We start from the raw sequence: 26,707 nt of genomic DNA, 5'->3' as shown, positions 1-26,707 counted from the left end.
AAAAAGGAAAACCCCCGTAGCGTAGGCTACGGGGGTTTTGCTTTTTGGATGTGATGATTTACTGTCGTTCTTCCCTGTCCAACCTGACGTTCTGGGCCACTCCAGCCGTGCGAAAACTTATCTGCGCAATCCTGCTGGCTCTTGCGCTGGCCGACACCGGAGTTTCCGCGGAGGCCATCTCCGAAGGCCAGGACAAGGCGGGCTGGGTTTTCCTGGTGCAGGAAGTGGCGCGTTCGGAGCCCGCTATCCAGAGGGTATTCGCCACCGTGGTACTGCTTCAGCTCGCCGAAGTGCACCTGGGCGAGGCTGGCCTCGCCCGGCGACAGGCGAGTGCCGAAACGACGGATGCCAGGGAGCGGAAACGCCTCTTCGGCTGGGCTGTAGTTGTGGAGGGCGAGGCCCAGCGCTATCTGCGGTTGCACGATGCGGCCCAAACAGGCGCCCCTGTGCGGGTGATGCCGGCTGCAGAGACTGGCAGGCAGCCTCTGCTTTCGGTAGGAGGCAGAGTCGTTATTCTCAGCCACCTGCGTCCTTCCCAACAAGCGGAGCTGGAAGCCTTTATCGTGGCGGATTTTTGCAGACAGGTGGATTGTCTGTCGCTGGGTGGCGGGCCGCGTGCTGGTCCGCAGCTTGCGCCTCCGCATTGACAGCTGTTACCAGTCTCCCTAGAGTCTCGCGCTTGCGCTGACAAACGACCGGGAATGATTATGCAGGAAGGGCTTGATACCACGGCTGCCGCCGACAATAGCAGTGAATTGTGGGCCATGGCCCCCTGCGATACGACCGTGATCCCCGGTGGTGTGGTGCTGACCTCGAGACGCGATGAGTCCCGCGTCGTGGTCATGCAGGAAGTCGCCGTCGCGCTGCAGCAATGTAATGAGTTCAGGACATTGTCTGAGCATGCTGGCTACCTCGTTCAGCGTTTTCCCCAGTTGCAGGGGAATCGCGACGACGCCATGAGGGTGCTCAACCTGGTTCGGGAAGCCGGCCTCATGGTGTCCGCGAACGCGCTCTGCTCGCGCGTGAACGATGATGCTTCGGAATCCGCTCCACACCACGATCGGACTGTCACCTGTGTATTGACCTGCGATCGACCGGAGGCGCTGGGCCGCCTGCTGGATTCGATGTTGCGAAACACCCGGCTGTCCAGACAAAAACGCATACTCCTGATCGACGATTCCCGTGACCCGGCGAACGTCTCTCGAAATGCGGAGCTGGTCGCGGACTTCAGTCGTGTCAGCCCGGTTAACATGGAGCATATTGATCCCCCCCGCCAGGCGGCATTGGTTGCCGAGCTCAAGTCGGTACTGCCACAGCAGGCCGGCGCCATTGACTGGCTGTTCAGTCGCGAGTCCTGGCCGGGCCTGCCGACCTATGGCCGCGCGCGGAACTTTGCGCTGCTTTGCACGGTTGGCGAGCGTTGCCTGATGCTGGATGATGACATTCTGTGCAAGGCTTACCCAGCATTGCACGCCAGCACGACTCTGCCTTTCAATGCGCCGCGAGAAGCCCATTGTTTTGCCGGGCAGTCCGACTGGTTATCCCGTTTAACGCCCTTGGATGCGGACGCTCTGGTAGAACAGGGACGCTGCCTGGGCCTAACGCTCGGGGGCGCCCTCCGCGCGCTGGGGCAGGACGGACTGCAGCCCGCACATTGCCATGGCGTACAGGAACAGTTCCTGGCAAAGCTGGCGGGGCAGTCACGCATCCTGGTCACTCAGTGCGGCACCCTCGGTGACCCGGGGACTGTCAACAACCTGTGGCTCGCCCAGTTGCCAGAGGAATCGTTGCGGCGTATCGGTGAGATCTTTGGACCCTATACCGACCTCACGCAGCTTTTCGCATCGCGGGAGTTCTGGCTGGGCCACGGGGCGCCGACGCTTCTGCGTCGCGCCAATATGTCGCAGATGACGGGCGTGGACAACCGCGCACTGTTGCCGCCCTACTTGCCGGTGCTCCGGGGTGAGGACCGCCTTTTCGGTACCATGGTCGCCTGCCTGCACCCCACATCCGCTGTGCTGGATTACGACTGGGCCGTGCCGCATCTTCCCGTGCCACCGCGCAGCGGAAACCCCGACGGCGACATCGACGTCCCCCACGGTGGCCTGTCGATGGTAGACAACCTCCTCGCGCAGCTGATGCCGGAGGATACCGGGGTCACGACCGCCGTCAGGTTGTCCATCATTGCCGACGGTCTGCAGGGTTTTGCCGAACTCAGCGATAGTGCTTTGCAGAGCCATTATGCGCGCTGGTTGTCACAGTCTCAGGGTAGCCAGCTGGCATCCCTCGCCACTCGCCTGAATCAGCCGGTGATCGACAACGAGCAGTGGAGCCAGTGGTTGCGGCGGAACCTCGAGCACACGTCGAAGGCGCTCCAGGAGCCGCCGCGGCTGACTGATCTTCCCGATGTTCCGCGGGGCATGCCCCAGGGAGATCTGCTGGGCCACCTGCGCAATGGCTTCGCCGGGATGGGCGCGGCCCTGCGCGCCTGGCCCGCGATTCGCGAGGCAGCTGGCCAGTTGGGTGCGGACGGGTGAGTACCTCCCCTGGTATCGCTTTTGCGCGTCATGTTTTAGGATAGCGGCTCGGGTGATGCGGGTGTCTCGATGATCGAAGTGATAAAAATATTCACGGCTGACCTGGAGCTGGGGATGTATGTGTCTGGTCTGGATCGCCCCTGGCTGGAGACACCCTTCGTGCTGCAGGGCTTTCGTATCGCCTCGGAAGATGACCTGAAAACCCTGCGGCGCTATTGCCAGTATGTCTATGTCGACATCGAGAAAAGCCAGCAGCAGGAGCATGTGCTGCAGCGCAAGCAGCGCATCCAGAGGCCCCGTCTTTCCCGGCAGGCACTGTTCCCCACACGCAAGCTGACCTCCTACCAGGACTCCTCGGATTGGGCGGAAGAATATCCCCGGGCAGAAAGCGCCGTGAAACAGCTCTCCCAGGGGGTGGAGGAAATTTTTCAGCATGCCCGCGATGGCGCGGCGGTCGACGTTGTGCGGGTGAAACGCTCGGTCGAACCCATGATCGACAGCATCTCCCGCAATCCGGATGCCTGTATCTGGCTCGCGCGCCTCAAGCAGCAGGACCAGTACACCTACCAACACTCCCTGGGCGCTTCCATCTGGGCCGTGGCCCTCGGCCGCCAGCTTGGCCTCCCGCGTTCCGACCTGCGCTCCCTGGCGATCGGTGGGCTGCTGTTCGATGTGGGCAAGTTGCGCATTGACCCGGAACTCCTGCATACCGACCGGCCCCTGAGCGCCGAGGAGTTTGCGGAAATGCGCGAGCACGTACGCTACGGTATCGAGATGCTTGGCGAAACAGGCTTGATGAATACCGACGTCCTCGACATGGTGGCCCACCACCACGAACGGCATAACGGCTCCGGCTATCCCCAGGGGCTGAAAGGCGATGCCATACCGGTGTTTGCCCGTATCGCCGCGATCGTGGATTGCTACGATGCGATCACCAGTCACCGCATCTATGCCAGCGCCACCTCACCTTCTGCGGCGATCAAGATGCTGCACCAGGCCAAGGATATCGATTTCCAGGCGGAGCTGGTGGAGGAGTTCATCCAGGCTGTCGGCATCTACCCCGCAGGCACGCTGGTGGAATTGTCTTCGGGCGAAGTGGCAGTGGTGGTCGCGGAATACCGCACCCGTCGCCTGCGCCCGCGGGTGATGATTATCCTGGACGCGGACAAGCGTCCGGTTACGGGGGTGCATATGGTCGACCTGTTGCGAGAAACCCAGTGTGTGGACGGTTCGTCCCTGGAAATCGTCGCCAGTCTCGAACCGGGCTCCTACGGCATCGACATGAACAGCATTCATTTGCAGTGAGGTCGAGTTGAGCGACTGTCCCCCGGTAGCAGCCAGAGCGGACTTTCTCTCCGGGCTGGATTCGGTGGTGGCACAGTCGCGTCAGGACGAGCAACACGCCGCCCTGCTCCTGATCGATCTCAGCAATCTGCGTGGGATCAACCACCGCCATGGCTACGGGATCGGCGACCAGTTGCTGGCGGAGGCCCACGCCCAACTGCTCACGCTCAGCAAATTGCCGGACAACGTCTATCGGGTTTCGGGAAAAACCTTCGCTTTCCTGATGCCAGGGCTGACCAATCCCGCCTTTGTCGCCCTGGCCCTGAACCGCCTGCAGCACAGCCTGGAGGAGGTCCTTTACATTGATGAGGATCTGCTGCCGGTGGAGCTGCGATTTGGCCTGGCCGTCAATCACCACTCCGCAGAGCCTGCGCTGTCGATGCTCGCGCGGGCGGAGGCGACCCTGGCGGAATCCCGGTTGGGCAAACCGCTGCAGGTAGACCAGGCGATTATCCACGAATCGACGCCAGTGACGGATATAGTCCTGGAACAGCGTTTTGCCGAGGCGCTGTACAACAACGATTTTGAGTTGCACTTCCAGCCCAAGATTGCCCTTGGCTCTGGCGAAGTCTACGGTGCCGAGGCATTGATTCGCTGGCACTTGGCCGGGCACGGCTATGTGTCCCCGGAGGAGCTGGTGGGCCTGGCCTTCGCTGCCGGCAAGAGTTACGAACTCACGCGCTGGGTAGTCAACCGGTCGCTGCGCTATCAGCGCGAGTGGCGGGGCGTCATGGAGTTGCCGCTGGCGATCAATGTCCCGGCAGACCTGGTCAGCAGCCCCGATCTGGCCAACATGTTCCAGGGTGCCCTGGCGATCTGGGGTGCGGACCCGGCGATGGTGACGGTGGAGATCACCGAAGGCGCGGTGATCGACGACAAGGAGGGGGGCTTCCACAACCTTGAGCGTCTGCGCGAGATGGGGCTGGGTCTTTCCATTGATGATTTCGGCACAGGTTACTCCTCGCTGTCCTACTTCAAGGATATTCCCGCGACCGAGTTGAAAATCGACCGCTCGTTCGTGTCACGAATGCTCGAGGATCGTCAGGACCGCGAACTGGTCCGTATCATCATCGAGATTGGCCACCTCTTTGGGCTGCGCGTGGTGGCCGAAGGGGTGGAGGACGAGGAGACTCTCCGCGCCTTGGCGGAGCTGGGCTGTGACGTCGTCCAGGGCTTCTTGCTGGGTCGCCCCATGCCCGAGGAGCAACTGCGGGCATGGTTGGAGGCCCGTTTGCGCTAGCGGCGGGAGGACTTGGCAGACGCGAAGGCCGCCGCCAGCGTGGTGGATGGGCCGGCTTCGTTCTTGCCGCCTTTCCGGCTCGGCTGGCGACCGGCCTTGCCTCGGGGCGTGGCATCTCGCTCCCGGCCCGGCCGCCCCTCGGCATAATCCGCTGCCGAGTCACCCAGGCGCATGGTCAGCGCGATACGCTTGCGCGGCAGGTCGACGTCCATCACCTTGACCTTGACGATATCCCCGGCCTTGACCACCTCGCGCGGGTCCTTGACGAAGCGGTCGGACAGCGCGGAAATGTGTACCAGGCCATCCTGATGGACGCCGATATCCACGAAGGCACCGAAGTTGGTGACATTGGTGACTGTCCCCTCCAACACCATGTCGGGGCGCAGGTCGGAGACCTTTTCCACGCCATCCTGGAAACTTGCCATGCGGAACTCGGGGCGCGGGTCCCGCCCGGGTCGGTCGAGCTCGGCGATGATGTCGACCACGGTGGGCAAACCCACCCGCTCGTCCGTGTAATCCTCCGGCCGGAGCTTGCGCAGGAACCCGGTGTCGCCAATCAGGCTGGCGACCTCGCGTTGCTGGCGTTCGGCGATGCGCGCCACTACCGGGTAGGACTCCGGGTGCACCGCGGAGGCATCCAGCGGGTTTTCGCCCGCGCTAATGCGCAGGAAGCCGGCTGCCTGTTCAAAGGTCTTGTCACCGAAACGCGATACCTGGCGCAGGGCCTGGCGGTCGGCAAAGCTGCCGTGCTGATCGCGGTGGCTGACGATATTGCTGGCCAGACCCTGGTTGAGGCCGGACACCCTGGTCAGTAGCGGCACCGAGGCGGTGTTCACGTCCACGCCGACGGCGTTCACGCAGTCCTCCACCACGGCGTCCAGCTGTCTCGCCAGCTGCACCTGGCTGACATCGTGCTGGTACTGGCCGACACCGATGGACTTGGGCTCGATCTTTACCAGTTCTGCCAGCGGGTCCTGCAGGCGGCGGGCGATGGAGACGGCGCCGCGGATGGTGACATCCAGGTCCGGGAATTCCCGCGCGGCAAACTCCGATGCGGAGTAGATTGAGGCGCCTGCCTCGTTCACCATGACCTTGCGGCAATTCAGCGAGGGGTCGGATTGCAGCAGATCACCCACAAAACGGTCGGTCTCGCGGCTGGCGGTGCCATTGCCGATGGCGATCAGCTCCACCTGGTGTTTGCGGATAAGTTGCAGCAGCGTTTGCCCGGCCTCCCGGATGCGGTTCTGTGGGGGGGTGGGGAAGATCGCGGCGTGGTCCAGCAACTTCCCGTTGGCATCCACTACGGCGACCTTGACGCCGGTGCGCAGGCCCGGATCGAGACCAATCGTTGCTTTGGCCCCTGCCGGGGCGGCGAGCAGGAGGTCCTTGAGGTTGGCGGCAAAGACCTTGATGGCCTCCTCTTCCGCCCGCTCGCGCAGCTGGCCGAGCAGATCGGTCTGCAGGTGGGTCAGGAGTTTCACCCGCCAGGTCCAGCGCACACAGTCCGAGAGCCACTTGTCCGCCGGGCGCCCCTCGTCCCGCACCTGCCAGTAGTCGGCGATCATGGCTTCGCAAGGGTGGCTGTCGGTGGGTTTTTCTTCCGCGTCCATGACCAGGCTGAGGTGCAGGATACCCTCGTTGCGGCCGCGGAACATGGCCAGGGCGCGGTGAGAGGGGACGCCGGCAAGGGCTTCGTTGTGTTCAAAGTAGTCGCGGAACTTGGCCCCTTCCTGCTCCTTGCCTTCGACCAGGCGGCTGGCGAGCAGGGCTTCGTCCTGAAGGAAGTTCCGCAGCCGCGCCAGCAGGTCGGCATCCTCGGCGAAACGCTCCATCAGGATGTGCCGGGCTCCTTCCAGGGCGGCCTTGCTGTCGGCGACACCCGCATCCGCATTCACATAGCTCTCTGCCTGCTGTTCGGGCTGCAGGGCCGGATTTTCCAGCAGCGCATCCGCGAGAGGCTCAAGTCCGGCTTCGCGGGCGATCTGGGCCTTGGTGCGCCGTTTGGGCTTGTAGGGCAGGTAGAGGTCTTCCAGGCGATTCTTGGTCTCAGCCTCGGTGAGGGCCCGGGACAGCTCGGGTGTAAGCTTGCCCTGTTCCTCGATGGACTTGATGATCGCCTGACGGCGGTCATCGAGCTCGCGCAGGTAGCGCAGGCGCTCATCCAGCTGGCGCATCTGGGTATCGTCCAGACCGCCCGTGACTTCCTTGCGGTAGCGGGCGATAAAGGGGACGGTAGCACCTTCATCCAGCAGGGCGACAGCAGCGGCCACCTGGCGCTCGGCAACCGATAGCTCCTCGGCCAGGCGTTGAGAGAGGGACAGGCTCATGAATCGGGAATCTCGATCGGAAAAATGCGGCGGCCATTATGCGGCAGCGGCTGGCCTTTGTCGAAATGCGGCTCGCCTATACTGAAGCGGGAATGAGGAGGTAAGACGTCATGAAGGTGCTGCATTTGATGCGCCACGCCGATGCTTCGCACCCGGCGCCCGGTACGAGTGACCGCAACCGGGAGCTCGGCCCCCGCGGGCGGCGGGAGGCCCGGGAAGCGGGCGGGCGGCTGATGGAATGGCTCGACCCTCTGCCAGTGTATTGCAGTGCGGCGCTGCGTACCCGTCAGACCCTGGCGGAATTATGTACGGCGTGGCCCGCGCTGGCGGGGGAGTCACATGCCATTGAGGAGGGCCTGTACACTTTTTCCGCCAGTGATTTGATAACCTGGCTGGCTTCGCGCCCGGATGATCGTGACAAGCTCTTCCTGCTCGGACACAACCCCGGCCTGACGGACCTGGTCAACCACCTGGTGCCGGACGCGGGGCTCTCGCACCTGCCCACTGCAGGCTACGTGCAGCTGCACCTGGCGATCGATACCTGGGCTTCCCTTCCCAAGGCCCGGGGGAAAGTGGCCCTGGGCCTGTTCCCCGAATCCCGATAGCGAGGCGCTGGTAGCCTGGGCGCCCGCGGTTTCAGCCGCGCCCGTGGGGCCGGTCGTAGTCGATCTCTGGCCCCGCCGGGACGATGCCTGTGCCATTGATGTGGCGATGGGAGGCGTAGTAGTGGGTCTTGATATGCTGGAAGTCGACGGTCTTCGCGATGCCTCGGTGCTGGTACAGGTCACGCAGGTAGGCGGGCAGGTGCTGAAAGTCTTCCAGGCGTTGCCGGTTGCATTTGAAATGGCCGTGATAGACCGCGTCAAAGCGGATCAGCGTGGTGAACAGGCGGATATCGGCCTCGGTCAGGTGCTCGCCGCACAGGTAGCGATGGTCGGCGAGGTGGGCGTCCAGGTGGTCCAGCTCCGCGAACACCTCGCGGTAAGCCTCTTCGTAAGCTGACTGCGTGGTGGCGAAACCCGCCCGGTATACCCCGTTGTTGATCGCGGGGTAGATGCGGTCGTTCCAGTGCTCAATCGCCTCCTTGAGCTCCGGCGGACAGAGGTCGACGGTGTTGCCGGTAATGTCGTTGAAGGCGTGGTTGAACATCCGCAGGATATCGGCAGATTCGTTGCTGACGATGGTCTGGCGTTCGGCGTCCCAGAGCAGGGGGACGGTGACGCGGCCCGTGTAGTCGGGTTTCGCTGTGGTGTACACCTCGTGGTGGTAGTGACAGCCCAGTAGCCGATCGCCGCTGCTGCCCTCGTCGGTGTTGAAGGTCCAGCCGTGGTCGAGCATCAGCGGGCTGACGATGGAAATATCAATGTGCGGCTCAAGTCCCTTGAGTTTCCGCGCGATCAGCGTGCGGTGGGCCCAGGGGCAGGCGAGTGAAACGTAGAGGTGATAGCGGCCCGATGCCGCGCGAAAGCCGGCCTCACCGGTGGGGCCGGCAGCTCCATCCTCGGTAACCCAGTGACGGAAGCGGGCGTCCTCGCGCTGAAAGTGTCCGCCGTGGCTCTCCGTGTCGTACCACACATCCCGCCACTCGCCATTGACCAGCATGCCCATGATTACCTCCTGTTTCTTGCGTCATGGCAGGGGAGGTTACGTTCAGGAACAGAGAATTAAAATCGCCGAATTGCGGAGGCTTTGTCCTGAAAAAACGAACATTCAGCGGGGGCATACGGCCCTAAGTCGCGCCGCCAGATCCCGGGTCGCGGGACCGGCAAGGTCTTTGTCGGCATAGGTCAGATACAGGGTAACCTGTCGTCTGGCGCCTTCTTCCAGGGGCAGGGCTTTGAGCTGACCTGCGGCGAGGGCCGATGCCATGCGGCTCTCGGGCAGCCAGGCGAAGCCCATGCCCTGGCAGATCATGGCAATGGAGGTGGCGACGTGACTCACGGTCCAGCGCTGCTCGGCGCCGAGCCAGCCGCTATCGACACGCTGACCCCGGGCCGAATCGCGCACCACCAGCTGCCGGTACTGGCGCAGGTCAGCGAGCTGCAACGGGCGGCCGAGCTGATGCAGTGGGTGATCGGGATGCGCCACCGCGAGAAAGGAGATGGTGTCCAGGGCGTCGCCGAGAAAGCCCTGGGGCACCTGCGCCGCGACCAGCAGATCCACGCGTCCCGACTGGAGCATCTCCGGCCCTCCGGAGAGTACGGTTTCGAACAGCTCCACCCGGGTGTGCGGATAAGCACCGGAAAAGTCCGCCAGTGCCTGTGCCAGCGCATCCGCCGGGTAGAGCTCGTCCACCGCCAGGCGCACCTCCGCCTCACTACCCCGGGCCAGGCTGGTGGCGATCTCCTCCAGTTGGGCGGCTTCACTGAGGAGCTGGTTGGCCCGACGCAGCAGCAGCGTGCCCGCGGCAGTCAGCCGGGCCTTGCGTCCCACGACCTCCAGCAGGGGAACGCCGAGCTGGTCCTGAAGCTTGTGTACCGCGTGGTTGATGCTCGACTGGCTCTTGTGGATGGCCTGGGCGGCCTGGGCAAAGCCGCCGTGTTCCACTACGGCCTGAAGCATGCGCCACTGTTCCAGTGTGCTGCGATGCATGGCGAATCCTTTCGGATATTTGGGATCTAAGTACGAAAATAATGCAATTTTCTCCGTTCGTATAGGTGGGTAGTCTGGGATCAAACCCAATCAGGAGCGTGCCATGGCCACCCGAACCGTCATTGAAGTGATACCCGCCCGCCCCAGTCGCGATGGCGATGGCGTGGCCATTCGTCGCGTTGCGGGTATGCGTCACGCCGGCCTCGATCCCTTCCTGATGCTGGATGAGCTTCAGGCAGACCGCCGCGAAGATTTTGGCGGCGGCTTTCCCCCGCATCCGCACCGCGGCATGCAGACTCTGACCTACATGAAACACGGCGGCATCATTCACGAGGACAGCCGGGGCAATCGCGGTGAAGTGCGCGGGGGCGGAGCCCAGTGGATGTCGGCTGGACGTGGCATTGTGCACTCGGAAATGCCGACCCAGGACAGCCAGGGCCTGCACGGCTTCCAGCTGTGGATCAACCTGGCGGCGCGCGACAAGTGGAGCGAGCCGACCTGGCGGGACGTCCCCGCCGCGAGTCTGGTCCACCTGGACGCCACTGGGGTGGAGGCCGATGCCATTGCGGGGGACTGGTCCATCGACGGGCACACGGTGTCCGGGCCACTGCAGCAAGTGTCTGCCAGCGCCGCGGTGCTTGATCTGCGTCTCGAGGCGGGTCACCTGGCAACTGTGGCCGCGGCGCCGGGGGAGACCCTCCTGGCCTTCCTCTACCGGGGGAGTGTCGGCGTGGCGCAGGATCCAGTGGTGGCGGGGACGACCCATGGGGCGACGATCACCTCGGGTCACCTCCTGGTGACCTCGCGTGAAGCGGCAGACTGGCAGGTTCAGGCAGGCAAGACCGGGGCGAACCTCCTGTTCCTGCGTGGTCGCCCCCTGCGCGAGCCGGTGGCCCATTACGGTCCCTTTGTCATGAACACGGCGGAGGAGATCGAACAGGCGATACGCGACTACCAGGCCGGGGAGTTCGGCTGAGACCCTGGACCGTGGTACGCTTGGGGGCTCTTTCCACAGGGAGTCCTTCGCATGAGTCTGACCCGCCGTATTCTGATCGCCATGGTGGCGGGTATCTTGCTGGGCTCCCTGTTCAATCTGGTGCTCCACGGCACAGCGGTCAGTGAGCCCTACCGCGGGATCGTCAATGACTGGGTCGTCTACGGGCTATTCGATGTGGTGGGGCGAATTTTCATTGCCTCGCTGCAACTGCTGGTCGTGCCCCTGGTGCTGGTCTCCCTGATCTGTGGCGCCAGCTCCCTCGGCGATAGCGCGCGCATGGGGCCGATTGCCGCCAAGACGCTCCTCTACTACCTGTGTACGACGGCGATAGCGATTTCCGTCGCCCTGGTGGTGGCGCTGCTGATCGGGCCGGGTACCGGTGTCGAGCTGGCCGGGGAAGCGGATTTTGAAGTGACCGCGCCGCCGCCAATCACCGACGTACTGGTGGGGATCTTCCCCTCCAATCCGGTGCAGGCCATGGCCGAGGGCAACATGCTGCAGATCATCGTGTTTGCCCTGCTGTTCGGTTACGCCATATCCCATGCGGGGGAGGAGGGCCGCCGCCTGGCCAGCTTTTTCCGCGATACCGAAACCGTGGTCATGCGCATGGTCGGGATCCTGATGGAGCTGGCGCCCTGGGGCGTGTTTGCCCTCCTTGCCAAGCTGTTTTCGGAAATGGGCATTGCCGCGATAGCGGATCTCGCCGCTTACTTCCTGACGGTGCTGGGCCTGCTGATCCTGCACCTGGTGGTGGTATACAGCGGTCTGTTGAAAATGCTGACCGGCCTGTCGCCGCGCATACTGCTGCAAAAAATGCGCTCTGTCTGGGCTTTTGCCTTCAGTACCGCCTCCTCCGGTGCGACGCTGCCGGTGACCCTGCGCACGGTAGAGCGTCGCCTGGGCGCCCACAACACCGTCGCCGGTTTCACCGTGCCCCTGGGTGCCACCATCAATATGGACGGCACTGCCATCATGCAGGGGGTCGCCACGGTCTTCATCGCCCAGGTCTACGGCGTCGATCTCAGCCTGGCGGCCTGCCTGATGGTGGTGCTGACCGCGACCCTGGCGTCGATCGGCACCGCAGCCGTGCCCGGTGTTGGTCTGATCACCCTGGCCATGGTGCTGGAACAGGCGGGGCTGCCGGTGGAGGGGATTGCCCTGATCATCGGTGTCGATCGCCTCCTGGACATGGTGCGCACGATGGTCAACGTGACTGGAGACGCCACCGGCGCGGTGATCGTGGCCTATTCCGAGAAACAACTCGACGAGGACGTGTTCCTCGATCCGAACGCCGACCTCGAAACCCGCTGACAGAGGAAACCGAATGTCCATCCGCGTTACCATCGTCCCCGTCACGCCCTACCAGCAGAACTGCTCGATTCTCAAATGCGAGGAGACAGGGCAGGCCGCCGTGGTGGACCCCGGTGGCGATGTCGAACGCATCCTGGCGGCGGCGAAAGAGATGGACGCCGATATCCGCAAGATCCTGCTGACCCACGGGCACATGGACCACTGCGCCGCCTCCGACGTGCTGCGCCAGCAGCTGGACATTCCCATCGAAGGCCCCCAGCGGGAAGATGCCTTCTGGATTGACCGCCTTCCCGAATGGTGCCAGATGTCGGGCTTTCCGCATGCCGACGCCTTCGCGCCGGATCGCTGGCTGGAAGAGGGCGACACGGTGACAGTGGGCGAGCAGACCCTCAAGGTTTTCCACTGCCCCGGTCACACCCCCGGCCACGTGGTTTTCCTGCACGAGGGGCAGCGCATTGCCTGGGTGGGGGATGTGCTGTTCCAGGGCAGCATCGGCCGCACGGACTTTCCCCGCGGGGATCATCAGCAGCTGATCGACAGCATCCGCGACAAGCTGTTCCCACTGGGGGACGACATCACCTTCATCCCCGGCCACGGGCCGACCTCCACCTTTGGGCAGGAGCGGCGCAGCAACCCCTTCGTGGCCGACGCCCGTTACGGCTGACCACGCCTCCGGACCGCTACGCCTCTGACTGCAGGCCTCTGTCTGCTGGTCGCGGTACTGCCTGAGCCGAGTTACTCTGCTGGGAGCTCCGTAAGATCGGTCCACGCCGCGGTGCCGGCTTTCGGGACACGCTGCAAGTACGTCCCTGTACGCTCCTCGCTGGCCGCACCCGAAAAAGCGGGGTGGGCTCTCCATGGCCAGCGAGGGTCCCGAAAGCCGGCACCGCGACGTGGACCTCGTACCGTAGGAGCGTCAGGGGCTGCGCTCTTTTCCTGGTGAGTCCCCGTGCGTCTTGCGCCTTAAAGGGAGATGCCTCTTTGGCGCGCTGTGAAACCGTTGTCAGCGATTCGACTCAGAGACGGTGGCGGCCTGTTTCCACCGAGCTTCGCTGCTAACGAAGCCCGGACCGTGATGCCTCCCCGGAGTGTGGCATGCCGTTTGCCCGGTTTGGGACCGTCGGCGACAGGGACGTCGCCGTCGAGCCCCATGGACGGGTTTACTGCGTGTCCCAAACCGGGCAAACGGCAGGCCGCACGGACTTCGACCAGAGCACCGCACGGCCCCGGACCAGAGCGCGGCGCAACTAGCGGATAATCTTGATCCAGTCCCCGACCCGCGGCTCCCCGCGGGGATACAGCCCGTTGATCAGGCGCAGTTGCGCCTCGGCATCGGGGATCTGCACACCGGCGGCCAGGCTGGCCATGGTGGCACCCCGGGGTACCTGGATATAGCGGAGCGTGCGCTCGGGGCCGACCTGCTTTTCCTGGGGCAGCAGGGGGCGGAAGCTGCGGATCATCTCGAGCAGCTGGCCGTCGCTGGCGGCAAAATCGCTTGCGGCGCCCTCGAAACGGTACTCCCACTGATGGTAGATGACGGCCAGGCGTTTCGCGCTGTTGCCGGCGCTGGCGATGGCGGTGTGGCCTTGCAGGCCGGCCTGCTCCAGGGGCTCCGCATCGCTCAGTTCACCCTGGGCGCTGCTCTCCAGGGCCTCCTGCGGGCTCTGACCGGGCGTGGGGCGAGCGAGGGTCAGGGTGAGGCTGGCGCTGCCGTCTGGGGCGCTGGCGACAATCGCACTGGCGCCGCTGGACACGCTCCACCCGGGCGGGTGGGCAATGCTGAAGCCCAGGCTGTTGTGGTAGAAGCGGTCTTCTTCCCGTTTCGTGCGCTTGCCCCAGGTGATGCCGTCCACCACCTGCCGGAACTCCCCCGGCGTGGCGGGGCTAATCGGCACACTGGTGTTGGCGCCCAGGTCACGCCCGGCGCGGATGACGGTCTGCAGGCGCTGGTCGTTGCGGGGGTGGGTGGCATAGAGACCGTGGTAGGTGCCCGAGGGCTTGCCGGCGGCGCGGGCGGAAACCCGCTGATACTGCTCCTGGTTTTTCAGCACGCCAATGACCTCCAGCAGGGCGTCGGGGTCGTAGCCGGCCTTGTACATGTATTTTGCCCCCAGGCCGTCGGCTTCCAGCTCATGCTCGCGGCCGTAACCGCGGACCAGCTCGGTGCCGTACATGTTGGCGGCGTCCATGATCTGGCCACTGCCGGTGAGGATCCCTGCAGTGACCGCGAGGACGGTGTTGGTAATGCTGGCGGTGCGCTGTCGCGCCGCGTGCCGTGCAGTGACATGGGCGATTTCGTGGCCGAGTACACCGGCCAGTTCGTCCTCGTTGTCCAGGTAGGCCAGCAGTCCGCGGTTGATGTAGACAAAGCCTCCCGGGGTGGCGAAGGCATTGATGTCGGGGCTGTCCACGACGGTGAAAGTGAAGGTCTGGTCGGGGTTTTCCGTCTGCGCCACCAGTCGCTGGCCGACCCGGTCGACATAGGCCTGCAGTTCGGGGTGGTCGTAGACTCCCCCCTGCTTGAGAATTTCCTGGTGCATTTCATCGCCGATCTGCACCTCCCGCCCTTGGCTCATGACCACCACACTGCCGCCGCCGGTGGCGGGGTTGCGCGCGCAGCCGGATACCAGCAGTGGCAGCAGTAGGCACGCCAGCAGGGCTCGGGAAAGCCACTGGCGGCGCCGGCAGTCGGGAAATCGGAGTTGGCTGGTCATGTCTCGCTCCTAGTATTGCGCGGAGAGGAATTGCAGCAACTGGTCACCGATGCTGTCGCAGGCGGTGCCCTGCACCGGGGCAATGATGGGGATGGGCACCACAACCGCGGGCATGTAGGACTGCCCGCTGGCACTGGTGCTGATGCGGCCCACTTCGGCGCGACGCTTGAAGTCCCAGATGGTGGCCTCGTAGATGGATTCGCTGGACCAGGTGCCAAAGCCGAAGCAGCCGGCGCCCCCGGGCCCCACACCACAGCTCATCGAGCCGGCGGAGTCGGTGCGTTCGGTGCGGCCGTCGATCCAGATCATGTACTCGGTTTTCAGCTCGGCCAGCCGGGCGGCCACCGGCGGCTCACTGAGCAGGCGCTCGATATCCTGGGGGCGCAGGGGGGCGGTGCGCGGCTCGAACCAGGGGTAGAGGGCGTTCATGAAGGTGATTTCGTCGATGATCTCGATGGCATCATCCCGGCGGCTGATGTGCTGGCCCACGCAGCTGATGAAGTCGGGCTCGGTCTCGTAGTCGCTGGCGTGGCGGCGTCCGAGGATAACCACGGAGGCTTCCCCAATGCCCGCTTCCGGTGTGTTGAAGACCTGCTGATCGGTGGTGGCATTGACACAGCCGCCGAGCAGTACAGCGAGCAGGAGCAGGCTTCCCGGGCGTATCCAGCGGGTCATGAGCGCGGTCCCTCCTGGCGTCGCGGCAGGCCGGCCAGCCAGTCACGGACGGCCGGTACCTGCAGGAAACTGGTGGCGAAGTGGGCCCCGGCATCCCGCAGCGCGACCACCGCAGCCAGGCGTACGGCTGCCTCGTCACTCTGCAGGAAGGCGGTGGGCGTCTTGCCGTAGGCGGGCATGCTCCACTCCGCCAGTGTCTCGCCGTTGAGGGTCACCAGGCGGAAGTGGTAGCGCAGCCAGATTTCGTACACCTTCACATTGGTATGGGCGGGGATGGCGTACTGCAGCTCCTCCACTTCGGGTATCAGTACCGCGTCCGCTACCGGGTTCATCTGCTGTGGCCCCGGTGGACCGTCCATGTGTACCACGCGCTTGAACATGCCCCCAAGCAGCGTGTCCCAGAGCGCGACCTGGGCCTCGCCGGTCTTTACCAGCCAGCTGGAATCGGAGCGCCCCGCGGCCTCGTCAAAGAACTCGTGGTTGGCGAAGGCCTCGTCGTACCAGACCCCGAGGGTCAGCGGCAGGGGACGCATCAGTGGCTCGGGAAACTCGGCGTTTTGCACCACTACTTCGCGGGTGCCGCAGGCACTGAGCAGAAGTCCCAGCAGCAAAACGGCCAGCCAGCGCTCAGGGGCGGAAGTCATTGAGCCCGACAAAGGTGCCTCCATTGCGGTAAGTCAGCTCGCGCATCAGGTGGGCAAAGCGGTGAGCCGTGCCCTGCAACTGTGGCGCCTGGGAATACAGTACCGGAAAGCCCACGGCATGTATGCGTACGCGCGGATCGCCCTCGCGGTTCTCCCGGTTCAGGCGATCCACCACGTTCAGCACCTCGGCGATGGAATTGCCGGTGAAGTCGTCGCCGAACACGTAGATGCTCATGCGCTTATCCGGGTCATAGAAGCTGCGGATGGCCTGGGTGATGCCTTCCACCGGACTGGAATTGGAAAACACGTTCCAGTTGCGCAGGTTCTGCAGGATGGTGCGGCGCCGCGCCGGGGTATCCGGGATCCACTGGCCCCGGTAGCGACTGAACATGTAGTTGCCCATGTCGTTCATCACCTGGATGCCCTTGACCTCCGGGTAGATGCTGAGAACCGCGTCGAGTTCCCGCAGCATGCGCTCCCAGGCGTAAGAGAACATCGATCCCGAGGTGTCGATTACAAAGAGAATGTACTCGCTGTCGACGGGTATGCCCCCAATATAGTTGTTCTTCGATTGGTATTGCAGGCCCAGCAGGCGTTTTTGTTCCTCGCTGAGCTGCTGCCTGGCCAGGGCCAGCTGCTCGCTGATGATGCTGTCGCTGCTGGCATCGACCTGCAGGTCGCGGTGCCGGGAGCGCGCCTCCGCCAGCTCGCCGCGCAGGCGGGCGATGCGCTCTTCGTAGTCGGAGAGCTGCTCGCGCTTCGCGTTGAGGTCGCGGTTGAGGATGGTGGTCTCGCCGCGCAGCTCGAAGCGCAGTGCCTGGAGCTCGGCAATGCGCTCGCGCAGGTTGACCGTGGAGGCCTCGATCAGCTGTGGTTGCACGGTCTTGGTGATCATCAGCAGCAGGATGATGGCGCCAAAGCCGCAGCAGATCACGTCCAGGAAGGACAGGGAAAACTCTTCGGTGGCGCGGCGTTTTCTCGGCATGGCTGCGCTACCTCAGGGCCAGTCCCGGGAGGGACTCATGAAGCTGCCGCGGGTAGCCTGGGCCAGCTGCCAGAACAGGGAGGCCGCCATGGGGTCGCCTTCCATCGGCGCCAGGATCACGTTGACCGGTACATTGCGCGGCAGCTGGCGGATGGCCTGGCGGTAGAGGTCCTCCCGCTGTTTGCCACTGACGGTATTGCCCCGGGGTGCGCTGGCGCCCTGGGTGGGCAGGCCGTCGGTGATCAGGAAAATATTGTCCGGTGGCGGTGATAGGGCCTGCAAGGCGACGAAGGCCTTCTCCAAGCTGGTGCCGCCGGCAGGCAGCTGCTGGCGCAGCACCTGGGACACTTCCCGCAGCTGCGGCTGATTGGCCACCTCCAGCCACTGGCGCTCGCTGCCCTTGAGGGCGGGGCCGGCTTCGGTGTTGAAGGTCAGTACCTGGTAGTGGGCGCCGGGGGGCAGCTGCGCGGTCAGCCAGTCCACGGTACGCAGGGCACGGGTCCACTTCTCGGCGCCGCGCTGTACCTCGGGGGCCATGTTGCGCAGGCGGATGACGTTGACCAGCCGGTCCGAAAGCATGCTCGCCGAGCTGTCCAGCAGGATGGCGATATGGCTGCCTCCGAGGTTCAGGCCGGTCAGGTACTGGCGCTCGCCGTCACCGGTGAACTCCCGGGCACTGCGGCCGGTGGGTTCCCGGGCGCTGGCGCGCAGGCGCTCCACCTCGCTCTCCAGCTGCCGGATTTCCGCCTGCAGGGCGGCAATATCCTCGCGCTGTGACGGGTCCTCCTGGCGCAGCTCGGCAATCCGCGCCTCCAGGTCCTCCAGCTGCTCCCGGATACGGGTATCCAGCCCCTGGGCCTCGACGATGCGGAGGTCGACCTCGTCGATGGTATTGCGCAGCTGTACCAGCCCGGCGCGGCCCTCGCTGACATCCTCTTCCAGCAGACTGACCTCGGCCAGCAGGTCGGCGTTGCGTGTCTCCGACTGGACCTCGATGGAGTGATCGATAATCAGGAACACCAGCACCACGGCGCCGAAGCCGCAGGACATGATGTCCAGGAAGCTCAGGTTGAAGGTGGTGAATCCGCGCTTGCGCCGGGCCATGGGGCCGCCTCACTCGCCCACGGCGATCAGCTGCGAGGGCTCGCCGTCATCCGCCTGCAGGTAGTCGCCGCAACGCAGGGTGTCGCCGTCCCGGGCCGCTCGTCCATTGAGCTGCAGGGGGCTGCTTCCAGGCTGCTGCTGCAACTGCCACCCCTGCTTCGAGCGGCGCAGCTGCCATCCCGCCAGGAGCACTTCCCCATCCGCCAGGGGGCGGGCCTTATGCCCGCGAAGCAGGTGGGTGGGCAGTGGCGGGCTCGACGTGGTATCCGGTGCCGCGCTGTCACTCGCCGGTTCCCGATCGGTCTTCTCTCCGCTCGTCTCCAGTCCGCGCTCGCCCAGCAGTGGCAGTTCGCTGACAAAGACCAGGGCGTCTTCCTCCTGCAGCAGTCGCGCTTGCTGCGCGGCAAGAGCGGTAAACAGGTCCGCCGGGTCGAGCTGCAGGCTGCGCCAGGCCTCTCCCAGTCCCGGAAGCAGGGCCACCAGGGGGTCCATCAGGAGGGGGGCACCCCTGTGCGCTGCCAACTGTCCGGAGACGCTGTCGCGCAGGGCCGCGCTGCAGTCAGCCAGTTCCACGCGGCCGATGCGTACCCGGTGTCCCTGGATCTCCAGGAGCGCTTCCGGCTGTGCCCGCAGGTCGTGCAGGAGCGTGTGCAGCGCGTCGTAGAGTTGCTGCTCGGACTCCGCCCGCCGGCGCGGGTCAAACCGGGTCTGACGGATAAAGGCCCGGGCCAGGGTTTCCACCAGGCGCTCCTGCAACTGCAGCAGGCCACAGCCGGGCAGCACGGTTTCGCGCTGCAGCCGAACCACACCCTCGCCGGCGCGAAGCTCGGTCAGCAGGGCCTGGTGCAGCTGCAGCTCCAGGTGGAACAGGGGGCCATCGACCTGGAACAGGGACGCCACGGCGACACTGCGGTGAACCAGGCCCACGGCGCGGAAGGGGCATTGCTGGATGATGCCGAGCAGCAGGGAGAGCTGGGCATCCTGCATGCTGCCGGGGGCTGCCAGCAGCAAGTCGTCAGGCGCGTCGGCCGCCGCGTGCAGCTGCTGCAGGTGCTGGTGAACCAGGTCGGCGCTGTGCCGGGCCGGCCCCAGGCTGGGTTGCAGGGGGCGGGTGTCGAGCTGCCACCAGAAGCGGGTGGCGATATCCCTGGGGCGCAGGCGGGCCCGGCCGCGGGCTTCGCTGCCGAAGGTATAGCCCCGGCCGTCATAGAGGGCGTAGCCCGGGCTTTCCACCAGCCGGTCGTCGTGTTGCAGGCGCAGGGTGCTGTCGTTCAGGTCGAGGTAGGCGAGGGACATGTCAGTGGGCCACCAGGTGGCGCAGCAGGCGGCGGTCGGCGTAGCGCTGGCAATCGAGCACCAGGCGTTCCTGTGACTGCTGCAGCTGATGCAGGCAGAACATGATGATGATCGATAGCACCAGCGCCACGAAGGTACTGTTGAAGGCTACCCCGAGGCTGACGGTGACCCCGGTGATGTCGCCTTCCACGGCCTTGTAGGCCTGGCCGAGGGCGTCGCCGATCCCGCGCACGGTGCCGATAAAGCCGATGGAGGGAATGGCCCAGGCGATGTAGCGCACCATCGACAGCTCGCTGTCGAGCCGGTCGGCCTCCACTTCGCAGGTTTCCTTGACGGTTTCCGACACCGCCTGGATATCGCCGGTGGTGGCGAAGCGCTGCAGGGCCGACAGCAGGGTGCGGGGCAGTAGGTAGTCCTGTTCCCGGTCGGGCAGGGCCTCCAGGGTACGGCTGTACTCCCGGGCGTCCTCCGGCAGCACGCTGGTGCCCTCGGGGATCTCCAGCAGCGGCTGCGCCAGCAGGGCCTGCTCGCGGAAGGCCTGGCGTGCTTTATAGGCCATGATGGCCAGCGCCCAGATCAGCAGGATAAAGCAGGCCTCCTGCTCAAAGTCGCGGATCACCACGGCCAGGCTGCGCTGCGGAACGTAGTCCTCGCCGGCGGCCTGCAGTGCCATCTGCTCGGCGATCTGTGCGTTGGCGCTGGGGCGGATGACACCGACGTAGGCGGCGTGCACCACGATAACGGCAATCAGCAGGGCAAACAGCTGGTAGGTGAATTCGGGTGATAACCGGTTTTTCATGCTAGATATCCACTGGGAAGGAGACCGGCAGGTCTTCGCGTATCTGTTCCGAGGCCTCGTAATCGCGCGGCGTCACCACCGCGCTATTCGGGCTATCCGCGCTGCTTTCAGCGGCCCTGCTGTCCGGGCTGGCCTCGCCTGCCGTGTCGGCCGCGGTACCGTCGGGGTCTTTCGCAGCGGCGGCGCCGGGCGGCGACGCCTGCGCTGTGGTCCCGGCGTTGTCCTGGGCGCCACTGCCGGATGTCAGAACCAGCAGGGCAAGGGCGAGCAGAGTACCGGCTAGCGGTTTTCGAGGCTTCATGGTGCCGGCTCCGCGTAACGTGCCAGACGAAATCCTACGTCATCCCGGGCGGCTTGCCCATAATCCCGCCAGGCCAGGCGCAGTTCCGCCAGTTTGCTGTGGGCCCAGCTGGCGCCGCGTATCACGTAGTTGTCACCGGAGGCGGGCCCCAGGGGGTCGGTCTCGGTGTCGCCCCCGGCGGGCGGGATACGGTAGACGTCGTGCACCCACTCGGCGGCGTTGCCGCCGAGGTCGTGGAGACCGTGGTGGTTGGCCGGGAAGCTGCCCACCGTTGCGGTGGTGGCATTGCCGTCGTTGTAGCCGTCGACCACGCGACCGGTGATATAGGCGGCGCTGGTATCGGCGTAGTTTTCCACGACCTGGGTGGGCGGAAAACCCTCGCCCCAGGGGAAGGTCAGCAGGGTTTCCCCGCGGACCCGCGCGGCCCAGGCCCATTCCGCTTCGCTGGGCAAGCGATAGCCCAGGCTTTCCGCCCGGAAGCCGGTGACGATGCCGTCCCGTTCGGTGTAGAAGGGCTCCAGGCCCTCCTTCTCACTCAGCCAGTTGCAGAATCGGGCCGCCTGCTGCCAGCTGACCTGGACCGCGGGCTGGTGCTCGCGGTTCAGGCTCGCCCCCTGTACCTGCCCGGCATTGTGGCTGGCCAGGAACTGACGGAACTGGGCGTTGGTGACTTCCGTGGTCTGCAGGTAGAACAGGCGACGCAGGCGCACCGGGCGCAGGGTTTCGTTGGCGCGACGCCCGGGCTCTCGTCGGGAGGCGCCCATGGTGAAGTCCGTGGGCCCGGATTCGCCGGGGATGAACAGTCGCAGGGTTTGCCCCAGGGAGGTGGTGATTTCATCGGGCAGGCTGGCGAGTCGCGCTTCCTGGGCCGTCTGCAGGGTGACCACCAGCCGCTGCGCCAGGCCCGGGCGTGGTGTGACACGGCGGGTCTCGCTGGCGTGGCCCGCCAGGCGCACTTCGATGCGCTGCTCCACCGCGGGCAGGCTGAGGGTCTGGCTGCCCTGGCCCATGGGGCGTCCGTTGACGCGCACCTCCGCCGCCGCGGGGCTGACCTCCAGCTGGATATCCCCGAGCTGGGGCTGCAGGCGGATGCGTTTTTCCGCCCGGGCGCCCGCCGCGAGCTGTACGGTCTCACTGTGGCGGCGATAACCGGGGCGCGTCAGCAGCAGCCGCTGGGCCTTGTCGGGGGGCAGTTCAAGCTCGAGGGGGGTCTGACCGAGGAACTCACCGGCGAGGGTCACATTGGCCCCGCTGGGCTGGCTGTCCAGCGCCAGTACACCGGCGGCGGGCTGCAGGGGCAGTGTGCCCAGGTCTCGCTCCTCGCCGGCGCTAAGCGTCAGCTTGCGTGTCAGGGGGGCGAAGCCCGCCAGGTCGAGAGCCAGCTGTCGTTCCCCTTGCAGTATTTCCAGCGTGAGCGGTGTGCTGCCCGCGGCCTCGCCGTCGATACGCACGGTCGCGCCGCTGGGGCGGCTGTCGACACGCAGCTCCGCCCAGGCGGGCTGCAGCTCCACTGCCAGCGTTTGCTGTTCGCCCCGCCCCTGGATCGCAAGCCTTTGTTGGTGGGGCAAATAGCGCGGGTGTTCAAGGCGCAGGCTGTAGTCGCCGGGGGGCAGGCTGAGGCTCTCCACCGGGGTCGCTCCGCGGTTCTCGTCGTCCAGCCACAGGGTAGCGCCTTCGGGGTGGCTGGTGACCGTTACTTCGCCGGGGAGGGGCTCCAGCGCGAAGTGAAAGCTGGTGTCGCCGCCTCGGGCCACCGCGATGCGGGTTTCCAGCGGGTGATAGCCCGGGGCTTCAAGTCGCAGATCGTGCTCGCCCGGCAGCATCAGGAAGCGCTTGCCCAGCTGCAGGTCGGGGCCGCTCACGTTGATCCGCGGCTCGCGGGTGCTCTCCACCTCCAGGGTCACCGGGACGGCGATGAACAAAAACAGCAGGGCGAGCGCGCAGACCGCCAGTGCCCCGACCACCAGCCAGCGACCGCGCCGCGGCGGGGGCGTCGGGCCGGGCGCGCTGCTGTCCAGCGGTGTAAAGGCCTGGGGGGCGATGGGCGAGTCGCGGGACATTCAGATGGGCTCCGAGCAGGCGATGTAGACGGAGGGTTCGGGGGTGTCGTGCGCTACGGTAAAGGTCTCCCGGACATCCCGGTAGCCGTCGCGGCTACCCACCGCCGTATAGGTGCCGGGGCGCAGCTCAAGTTGTTTTTGTTTGAAGCTGCCCAGGCGCGACACCCGCAGCACGGTCACTTCCGTGAACCCGTCCGAGCGCAGAGTGACCGGCAGTGCCGTGGTGGCGAGGGCCAGCTGCTGCGCCAGTTGTTCGCGCTGGGCCTGCAGGACCGGGCCGGCATCCGCAACCCCGCGGGCTTGCGCCAGGAGTGCCCGGGCTTCGCGGGCGACCTCCGGTGCCGCCAGGCGCTCGGGTGCCTCCAGCAGCGTCTGGAGATCGCGATGCAGTTCGGCACGCGGGAGGGCGCGTGCCAGACCTTCCTGGGCGAACACCAGGCTGTGGTCGATCTCCAGCGCCTCCCGATAGCGCTCGACAGCGGTTTCCCAGTCACCGGCCTGCTCACTGGCGGCGGCGTTCTCTTCGATGCGCCTGAGCCGGGCGGTGCTGGCGAGCACTGCCAGCTCTTCGCGGGCCGCCGCGACCTCGGGGCTGTCGGCTCGTTGCGCGGCGGCATCGCCGAAGTGATCCTTCGCCGCGGCGTAGTCTCCGGCGTCCAGGGCCGCGTAGCCGGCGCTCATGGCGCGCTGAAACTGCGTTTCGGCCAGTGCCGCGGAGACCCGTTCAAGGGCAGTGCGGGCGGCGCGATGTGTCGGATCGAGCGCCGTGGCCTCCCGCAGCAGCTCCCGGGCCCGGGCCAGGTCGCCTGTCTCCTCCTTCGCGGCCGCTTCCCGCAACAGTTCACGTAGAGGCTCGAGTTGCTCTGCGCGGGCTTCCAGCTGGGGCAGCCGGGGGTGGTCGGGCTGCAATTGCGTCAGTGTGTCCAATGCCACATCGAGGGCTTTCGCATCCAGTGCCTGCAGGGCGTTTTCCACCGCGGCCAGTGCATTCTCGATGCGGGTCGGGATACTGTTCTCCAGCTGTTCCAGGACTGACGCGGCTTCGCGATAACGCGCTTCCGCGGCGGTGAAGTCTCGCGACTGGTACAGGGCGTCGCCTTCCTGGGCCAGGCTCAGGGCAGCTTTCCACTGGGCACTGGCCCAGTCGGCTGCGCCCTGTTCCTCCAGTCGGAATTGCCGTTGCAGCAGCGCGTCCAGTGCCGCCTGGGCCGCCTGGCGCAGGCGAGCGGCCTGGGCTTCACTCCAGGGACTTTCCGACGTGGCCCCGGGGCGCGCAGCGGGTCCCGGGGTATTGGCGGCACCGGCACCGGCACCGGTCGCGGGCGCTGCCGCCGAGGACGGCGCGGCAGTACCGGGTTGCGGTACCGCTACGTCGGCTTGTGGTGTGGTGGAGGCGAGCTGTCCGGGCAGCCAGAAGATCACCCCCAGGGCCAGCGCAGTGAGTAGCACTGCGCCGACCCACAAAGCGTTGCCAGTGCGGCGTTCAGCTGGCGGCGGCGACGTATGGCTGTCCGCGGAGGCCGCCGCGAAGGGTGTCGGGGTCAGGGCTTGCTTGTCTCGGGACATCGGGGGCTCGGCCAACTCAGGGTCCTGTGGCGGCGGTGGGGTCGTCGAGCATACCCATTTCTGCGCGGTAAATATCGGACAGCAGCTCGCGCCACTGTTCATATTGCTCCTCGACATTGCCGCTGAGCATGACCGTGCGGTCCTCCAGCTCAATCACCCGGGGCGTGATCTCCGCTTCCAGGGACATCCCCAGCTCTTCCAGGGCCTGCACATGCATTTGTGCCTCGTTGCGCGTTTCGAGCCCGCCTTTCAGCAGGTAGCCGCCGCCGATGATGCCGACGCTCCCGGCGGTGCGCACCGAGCGGTTGTCGCTGCCGGCGGCGATAATCCCCGCGAGTACGGCGGCGCCACCGGCGATCAGCTGTCGCCGGCTTTCGGCCCGAAGCTCCTGCAGTGCAATGGCTTCCTCGTAGCTCATCTTGCGCCATTCCTGGTAGGGGTCGTACATGTCACCGCTGAACTGGCCATAGTGCTCCTGCAGCGTATCCACAAACAGGTGGTCGCGTTCGCGGATGCGCCGGATGCGCTCCAGCATCGGGTCGTCCTCCGCCGGCAGGCGCACGACTTGCAAGTGCCCTCTGCGGTCCTCGCGCAGGTAGTCCTCAAAGGCCTCCGGTGCGAATTCCTGGGCGAAGCGCATCTCGGTAATTCGGCGCAGGTCCCGTCGGCCATCACTGTCGAGGCTCCGCAGCTGTTGCAGCAGGTCGTTGGCAATGCGGTGGTAGATGGCCTGGAAGGCATCGTAGTTGCCCCGCGAGGGGCTGGTATAGGCGTAGCGGCTGGCGTGGGCGCTGTATTCCCGGTCCAGCCAAAGGGTGCCACGGGCATCGCGGGCCTCGACATGCAGCTGCAGGTTCTCGCCATCCGAGTGGAGAATGGTTCCCTCGACCATCAGGTCGCTTATCTGATGGTCATTGGGCACCACCCGCACGGCACCCCAGGCCCCGGTATTCTGCAGGGTTTCGGCCAGCAACCGGGGCATGAAGCGAGCTTCCGCCTTGCGCACTTCCGGGTAGATCTGCTGGTCTTCCTCGTAGTTGTCGAGCCCCGGATCGAAGACGGCGATAGCGACGTCCAGCAATTCGGCTTCGGCAACGCTTGTGGCGGGCCGCTCCAGCGGGGGGACCGAGGTGCTTTTCACCGTCTGGTTGACACAACCCGCCAGGCCCACGAGAAGCAAGCTGGCGAAAAGCAGGCGCGACAGGGTGCTCACGACTCTATGCCCTTGTATTTGCGGTATTCGTCCCAGAGCTTCTCGCGGACGTCCGGGTCCGGCTCGCGCATCGCGGCCTCCCGCAACTGCCGCGCCACGACATCGTCGTCATCGCCACTGGGGATATCGTCCGGCGGTGGGAAGCGCGGCGGATTGGCGGGGGCTGGCCGTCCCGGACCGCTATTGCCGACACCCATGCCACCACCGCCCCCGGCTCCACCACTTACAACCTCGCCGCCGTAGGGGCCGCTCGGGCTGCCGGCACCCGACGCGCCGGTATCGCGTCCGGAGCTTGACGGGGAACGGGTGCTCTCCCGGGCAGCCTCGCGCTGGCGGGTCTGTTCCTCGAGAATGATGCTGTCGAACTCACCCGTGCTGGCTTCCAGGCGTGCATCCAGCACAGCGACCTGCTCCGCCGCTGTCAGTGGGCCGTCGATACCACCCTTGTTGGCTGCACCGGGGGTTCCCGACCCTTCAGTCGCCCCGCTGCGGTCGGCCACGCCCTCAGTGGCTGTACTGCCGCCGGGTGTGCTCCCTGTGGTGCCGGTACTGCTGCCGTCAGCCCCGCGCTCGCCGCTTTCCGCCACTACCGGGGGCGGCAGGTCGCGCAGGTCGGGCAGCCCGCTGCCTCCGCTGGGTGAATCGCCGAAGCCGGGCTCGCTCGACCCTGCGGAAGCGCGTGCCGTCGCGTCTGTACCGCTAGCCCCGCCCGGCTCGTTAACGCCGGAGTTTCCCTCGCCTGCAGGATCGGCGCCCGCGGTTTGGCTGCCGTCTGCACCGGGACTGTCGCCGCTGCCCGGAAGGCCGCTAGTGCCCGATGGCAGCGGGGCGCTACCCGGTGTGCCCCCGGACGACGGCGTGCTGCCCCCGGGCAGGCTGGCAGCGCTGCCGCTGGCACCGCCCGGTGCCGGGGACTGAGCGCCGCTTGAGCCGCTGGAGCTGCTGCTACTGCTGGAGGGCGGACTGGGCATTTGGGGCTGGGTGGGGTTGCTGCTACTCGGG

23 protein-coding genes are annotated in these 26,707 nt (G+C 65.8%); 8 read left to right on the top strand and 15 right to left on the bottom strand.

Going from position 1 to position 26,707, the window contains the following annotated elements:
* Window positions 1-44 precede the first annotated feature (44 nt).
* The 4 genes from ACYVGS_RS16650 (at window position 45) to ACYVGS_RS16635 (ending at window position 5,121) form a co-directional block, all read left to right on the top strand.
* On the top strand, window positions 45-647 hold the full coding sequence (locus tag ACYVGS_RS16650; protein ID WP_460589816.1) for a hypothetical protein: 603 nt from the start codon (window positions 45-47) through the stop codon (window positions 645-647).
* A 60-nt stretch (window positions 648-707) separates the two neighbouring features.
* Window positions 708-2,537, top strand: coding sequence for a hypothetical protein (locus tag ACYVGS_RS16645; protein WP_460589815.1), 1,830 nt, complete (start codon window positions 708-710; stop codon window positions 2,535-2,537).
* A gap of 69 nt (window positions 2,538-2,606) precedes the next feature.
* Complete coding sequence (locus tag ACYVGS_RS16640) at window positions 2,607-3,842, top strand: HD-GYP domain-containing protein (RefSeq protein WP_460589814.1); 1,236 nt, start codon at window positions 2,607-2,609, stop codon at window positions 3,840-3,842.
* Between the two features lie 7 nt (window positions 3,843-3,849).
* A complete protein-coding gene (locus ACYVGS_RS16635; RefSeq protein ID WP_460589813.1) occupies window positions 3,850-5,121 on the top strand; it encodes a putative bifunctional diguanylate cyclase/phosphodiesterase in 1,272 nt (423 codons plus the stop codon).
* On the opposite strand, the gene ACYVGS_RS16630 is transcribed toward ACYVGS_RS16635, so the two are convergent.
* Window positions 5,118-7,448: a Tex family protein gene (locus ACYVGS_RS16630; protein WP_460589812.1), complete on the bottom strand. Its 2,331-nt coding sequence runs from the start codon at window positions 7,446-7,448 to the stop codon at window positions 5,118-5,120. The two genes, ACYVGS_RS16635 and ACYVGS_RS16630, sit on opposite strands and share 4 nt — an antisense overlap.
* 110 nt (window positions 7,449-7,558) lie before the next feature.
* Between ACYVGS_RS16630 and ACYVGS_RS16625 the strand changes: the two genes are divergently transcribed.
* Window positions 7,559-8,053, top strand: coding sequence for a SixA phosphatase family protein (locus ACYVGS_RS16625; protein ID WP_460589811.1), 495 nt, complete (start codon window positions 7,559-7,561; stop codon window positions 8,051-8,053).
* Between the two features lie 31 nt (window positions 8,054-8,084).
* Here ACYVGS_RS16625 and ACYVGS_RS16620 read toward each other — a convergent pair whose 3' ends face one another.
* Window positions 8,085-9,056 carry a glutathione S-transferase family protein gene (locus ACYVGS_RS16620; protein ID WP_460589810.1) on the bottom strand — a complete coding sequence of 324 codons (972 nt, stop codon included), beginning with the start codon at window positions 9,054-9,056 and terminating at the stop codon, window positions 8,085-8,087.
* Between the two features lie 102 nt (window positions 9,057-9,158).
* Complete coding sequence (locus ACYVGS_RS16615) at window positions 9,159-10,040, bottom strand: LysR family transcriptional regulator (RefSeq protein WP_460589809.1); 882 nt, start codon at window positions 10,038-10,040, stop codon at window positions 9,159-9,161.
* A gap of 103 nt (window positions 10,041-10,143) precedes the next feature.
* On the opposite strand from ACYVGS_RS16615, the gene ACYVGS_RS16610 reads away from it, so the two are divergent.
* The 3 genes from ACYVGS_RS16610 to ACYVGS_RS16600 are packed head-to-tail and all read left to right on the top strand — an operon-like array spanning window position 10,144 to window position 13,012.
* Window positions 10,144-11,016 (top strand): pirin family protein, encoded by an 873-nt coding sequence (locus tag ACYVGS_RS16610; RefSeq protein ID WP_460589808.1) that lies wholly within the window; start codon window positions 10,144-10,146, stop codon window positions 11,014-11,016.
* A gap of 51 nt (window positions 11,017-11,067) precedes the next feature.
* Window positions 11,068-12,348, top strand: a complete 1,281-nt coding sequence (locus ACYVGS_RS16605; protein ID WP_460589807.1) for a dicarboxylate/amino acid:cation symporter — start codon at window positions 11,068-11,070, stop codon at window positions 12,346-12,348.
* A gap of 13 nt (window positions 12,349-12,361) precedes the next feature.
* A complete protein-coding gene (locus tag ACYVGS_RS16600) occupies window positions 12,362-13,012 on the top strand; it encodes an MBL fold metallo-hydrolase (RefSeq protein WP_460589806.1) in 651 nt (216 codons plus the stop codon).
* A 583-nt stretch (window positions 13,013-13,595) separates the two neighbouring features.
* Here ACYVGS_RS16600 and ACYVGS_RS16595 read toward each other — a convergent pair.
* Genes ACYVGS_RS16595 through ACYVGS_RS16540 form a run of 12 tightly spaced genes read right to left on the bottom strand, consistent with a single transcriptional unit; the run spans window position 13,596 to window position 26,676 of the window.
* Window positions 13,596-15,062: a M48 family metalloprotease gene (locus tag ACYVGS_RS16595; RefSeq protein WP_460589805.1), complete on the bottom strand. Its 1,467-nt coding sequence runs from the start codon at window positions 15,060-15,062 to the stop codon at window positions 13,596-13,598.
* 9 nt (window positions 15,063-15,071) lie between these two features.
* Complete coding sequence (locus ACYVGS_RS16590; protein ID WP_460589804.1) at window positions 15,072-15,737, bottom strand: hypothetical protein; 666 nt, start codon at window positions 15,735-15,737, stop codon at window positions 15,072-15,074.
* Window positions 15,734-16,381 carry a hypothetical protein gene (locus tag ACYVGS_RS16585; protein WP_460589803.1) on the bottom strand — a complete coding sequence of 216 codons (648 nt, stop codon included), beginning with the start codon at window positions 16,379-16,381 and terminating at the stop codon, window positions 15,734-15,736. The genes ACYVGS_RS16590 and ACYVGS_RS16585 overlap by 4 nt, the downstream gene beginning before the upstream one ends.
* Complete coding sequence (locus ACYVGS_RS16580; protein WP_460589802.1) at window positions 16,365-17,366, bottom strand: vWA domain-containing protein; 1,002 nt, start codon at window positions 17,364-17,366, stop codon at window positions 16,365-16,367. Before ACYVGS_RS16580 ends, ACYVGS_RS16585 begins: the two co-directional genes overlap by 17 nt.
* A gap of 12 nt (window positions 17,367-17,378) precedes the next feature.
* The gene (locus ACYVGS_RS16575) at window positions 17,379-18,470 is read right to left on the bottom strand and encodes a vWA domain-containing protein (RefSeq protein WP_460589801.1); all 1,092 of its coding nucleotides are present in this window, start codon (window positions 18,468-18,470) and stop codon (window positions 17,379-17,381) included.
* Window positions 18,471-18,479: 9 nt separating this feature from the next.
* Entirely contained in the window at window positions 18,480-19,766 is a 1,287-nt protein-coding gene (locus ACYVGS_RS16570; RefSeq protein WP_460589800.1) for a hypothetical protein, read from the bottom strand.
* Window position 19,767: 1 nt separating this feature from the next.
* Window positions 19,768-20,565 (bottom strand): MotA/TolQ/ExbB proton channel family protein, encoded by a 798-nt coding sequence (locus ACYVGS_RS16565; RefSeq protein WP_460589799.1) that lies wholly within the window; start codon window positions 20,563-20,565, stop codon window positions 19,768-19,770.
* Window position 20,566: 1 nt separating this feature from the next.
* A complete protein-coding gene (locus ACYVGS_RS16560) occupies window positions 20,567-20,866 on the bottom strand; it encodes a hypothetical protein (RefSeq protein WP_460589798.1) in 300 nt (99 codons plus the stop codon).
* Window positions 20,863-22,926, bottom strand: a complete 2,064-nt coding sequence (locus ACYVGS_RS16555) for a PEGA domain-containing protein (protein ID WP_460589797.1) — start codon at window positions 22,924-22,926, stop codon at window positions 20,863-20,865. The genes ACYVGS_RS16560 and ACYVGS_RS16555 overlap by 4 nt, the downstream gene beginning before the upstream one ends.
* On the bottom strand, window positions 22,927-24,492 hold the full coding sequence (locus tag ACYVGS_RS16550; protein WP_460589796.1) for a coiled-coil domain-containing protein: 1,566 nt from the start codon (window positions 24,490-24,492) through the stop codon (window positions 22,927-22,929).
* Window positions 24,493-24,508: 16 nt separating this feature from the next.
* The gene (locus ACYVGS_RS16545) at window positions 24,509-25,705 is read right to left on the bottom strand and encodes a hypothetical protein (protein ID WP_460589795.1); all 1,197 of its coding nucleotides are present in this window, start codon (window positions 25,703-25,705) and stop codon (window positions 24,509-24,511) included.
* The gene (locus ACYVGS_RS16540; RefSeq protein WP_460589794.1) at window positions 25,702-26,676 is read right to left on the bottom strand and encodes a hypothetical protein; all 975 of its coding nucleotides are present in this window, start codon (window positions 26,674-26,676) and stop codon (window positions 25,702-25,704) included. The genes ACYVGS_RS16545 and ACYVGS_RS16540 overlap by 4 nt, the downstream gene beginning before the upstream one ends.
* Between the last annotated feature and the right edge of the window lie 31 nt (window positions 26,677-26,707).

The sequence above is a fragment of the Haliea atlantica genome (genome assembly GCF_054779855.1).
The sequence above is the reverse complement of the archived record's forward strand: the minus strand, read 5'-3'. Positions and strand labels throughout refer to the sequence as shown.

Bases quoted from the DNA above. Each gene is read 5' to 3' on its own strand.
- ACYVGS_RS16645 (WP_460589815.1), top strand. From the start codon at position 708: ATGCAGGAAGGGCTTGATACCACGGCTGCCGCCGACAATAGCAGTGAA.
- ACYVGS_RS16640 (WP_460589814.1), top strand. From the start codon at position 2,607: ATGATCGAAGTGATAAAAATATTCACGGCTGACCTGGAGCTGGGGATG.
- ACYVGS_RS16630 (WP_460589812.1), bottom strand. From the start codon at position 7,448: ATGAGCCTGTCCCTCTCTCAACGCCTGGCCGAGGAGCTATCGGTTGCC.
- ACYVGS_RS16625 (WP_460589811.1), top strand. From the start codon at position 7,559: ATGAAGGTGCTGCATTTGATGCGCCACGCCGATGCTTCGCACCCGGCG.
- ACYVGS_RS16620 (WP_460589810.1), bottom strand. From the start codon at position 9,056: ATGGGCATGCTGGTCAATGGCGAGTGGCGGGATGTGTGGTACGACACG.
- ACYVGS_RS16615 (WP_460589809.1), bottom strand. From the start codon at position 10,040: ATGCATCGCAGCACACTGGAACAGTGGCGCATGCTTCAGGCCGTAGTG.
- ACYVGS_RS16610 (WP_460589808.1), top strand. From the start codon at position 10,144: ATGGCCACCCGAACCGTCATTGAAGTGATACCCGCCCGCCCCAGTCGC.
- ACYVGS_RS16605 (WP_460589807.1), top strand. From the start codon at position 11,068: ATGAGTCTGACCCGCCGTATTCTGATCGCCATGGTGGCGGGTATCTTG.
- ACYVGS_RS16600 (WP_460589806.1), top strand. From the start codon at position 12,362: ATGTCCATCCGCGTTACCATCGTCCCCGTCACGCCCTACCAGCAGAAC.
- ACYVGS_RS16595 (WP_460589805.1), bottom strand. From the start codon at position 15,062: ATGACCAGCCAACTCCGATTTCCCGACTGCCGGCGCCGCCAGTGGCTT.
- ACYVGS_RS16590 (WP_460589804.1), bottom strand. From the start codon at position 15,737: ATGACCCGCTGGATACGCCCGGGAAGCCTGCTCCTGCTCGCTGTACTG.
- ACYVGS_RS16585 (WP_460589803.1), bottom strand. From the start codon at position 16,381: ATGACTTCCGCCCCTGAGCGCTGGCTGGCCGTTTTGCTGCTGGGACTT.
- ACYVGS_RS16580 (WP_460589802.1), bottom strand. From the start codon at position 17,366: ATGCCGAGAAAACGCCGCGCCACCGAAGAGTTTTCCCTGTCCTTCCTG.
- ACYVGS_RS16575 (WP_460589801.1), bottom strand. From the start codon at position 18,470: ATGGCCCGGCGCAAGCGCGGATTCACCACCTTCAACCTGAGCTTCCTG.
- ACYVGS_RS16570 (WP_460589800.1), bottom strand. From the start codon at position 19,766: ATGTCCCTCGCCTACCTCGACCTGAACGACAGCACCCTGCGCCTGCAA.
- ACYVGS_RS16565 (WP_460589799.1), bottom strand. From the start codon at position 20,565: ATGAAAAACCGGTTATCACCCGAATTCACCTACCAGCTGTTTGCCCTG.
- ACYVGS_RS16560 (WP_460589798.1), bottom strand. From the start codon at position 20,866: ATGAAGCCTCGAAAACCGCTAGCCGGTACTCTGCTCGCCCTTGCCCTG.
- ACYVGS_RS16555 (WP_460589797.1), bottom strand. From the start codon at position 22,926: ATGTCCCGCGACTCGCCCATCGCCCCCCAGGCCTTTACACCGCTGGAC.
- ACYVGS_RS16550 (WP_460589796.1), bottom strand. From the start codon at position 24,492: ATGTCCCGAGACAAGCAAGCCCTGACCCCGACACCCTTCGCGGCGGCC.
- ACYVGS_RS16540 (WP_460589794.1), bottom strand. From the start codon at position 26,676: ATGCCCAGTCCGCCCTCCAGCAGTAGCAGCAGCTCCAGCGGCTCAAGC.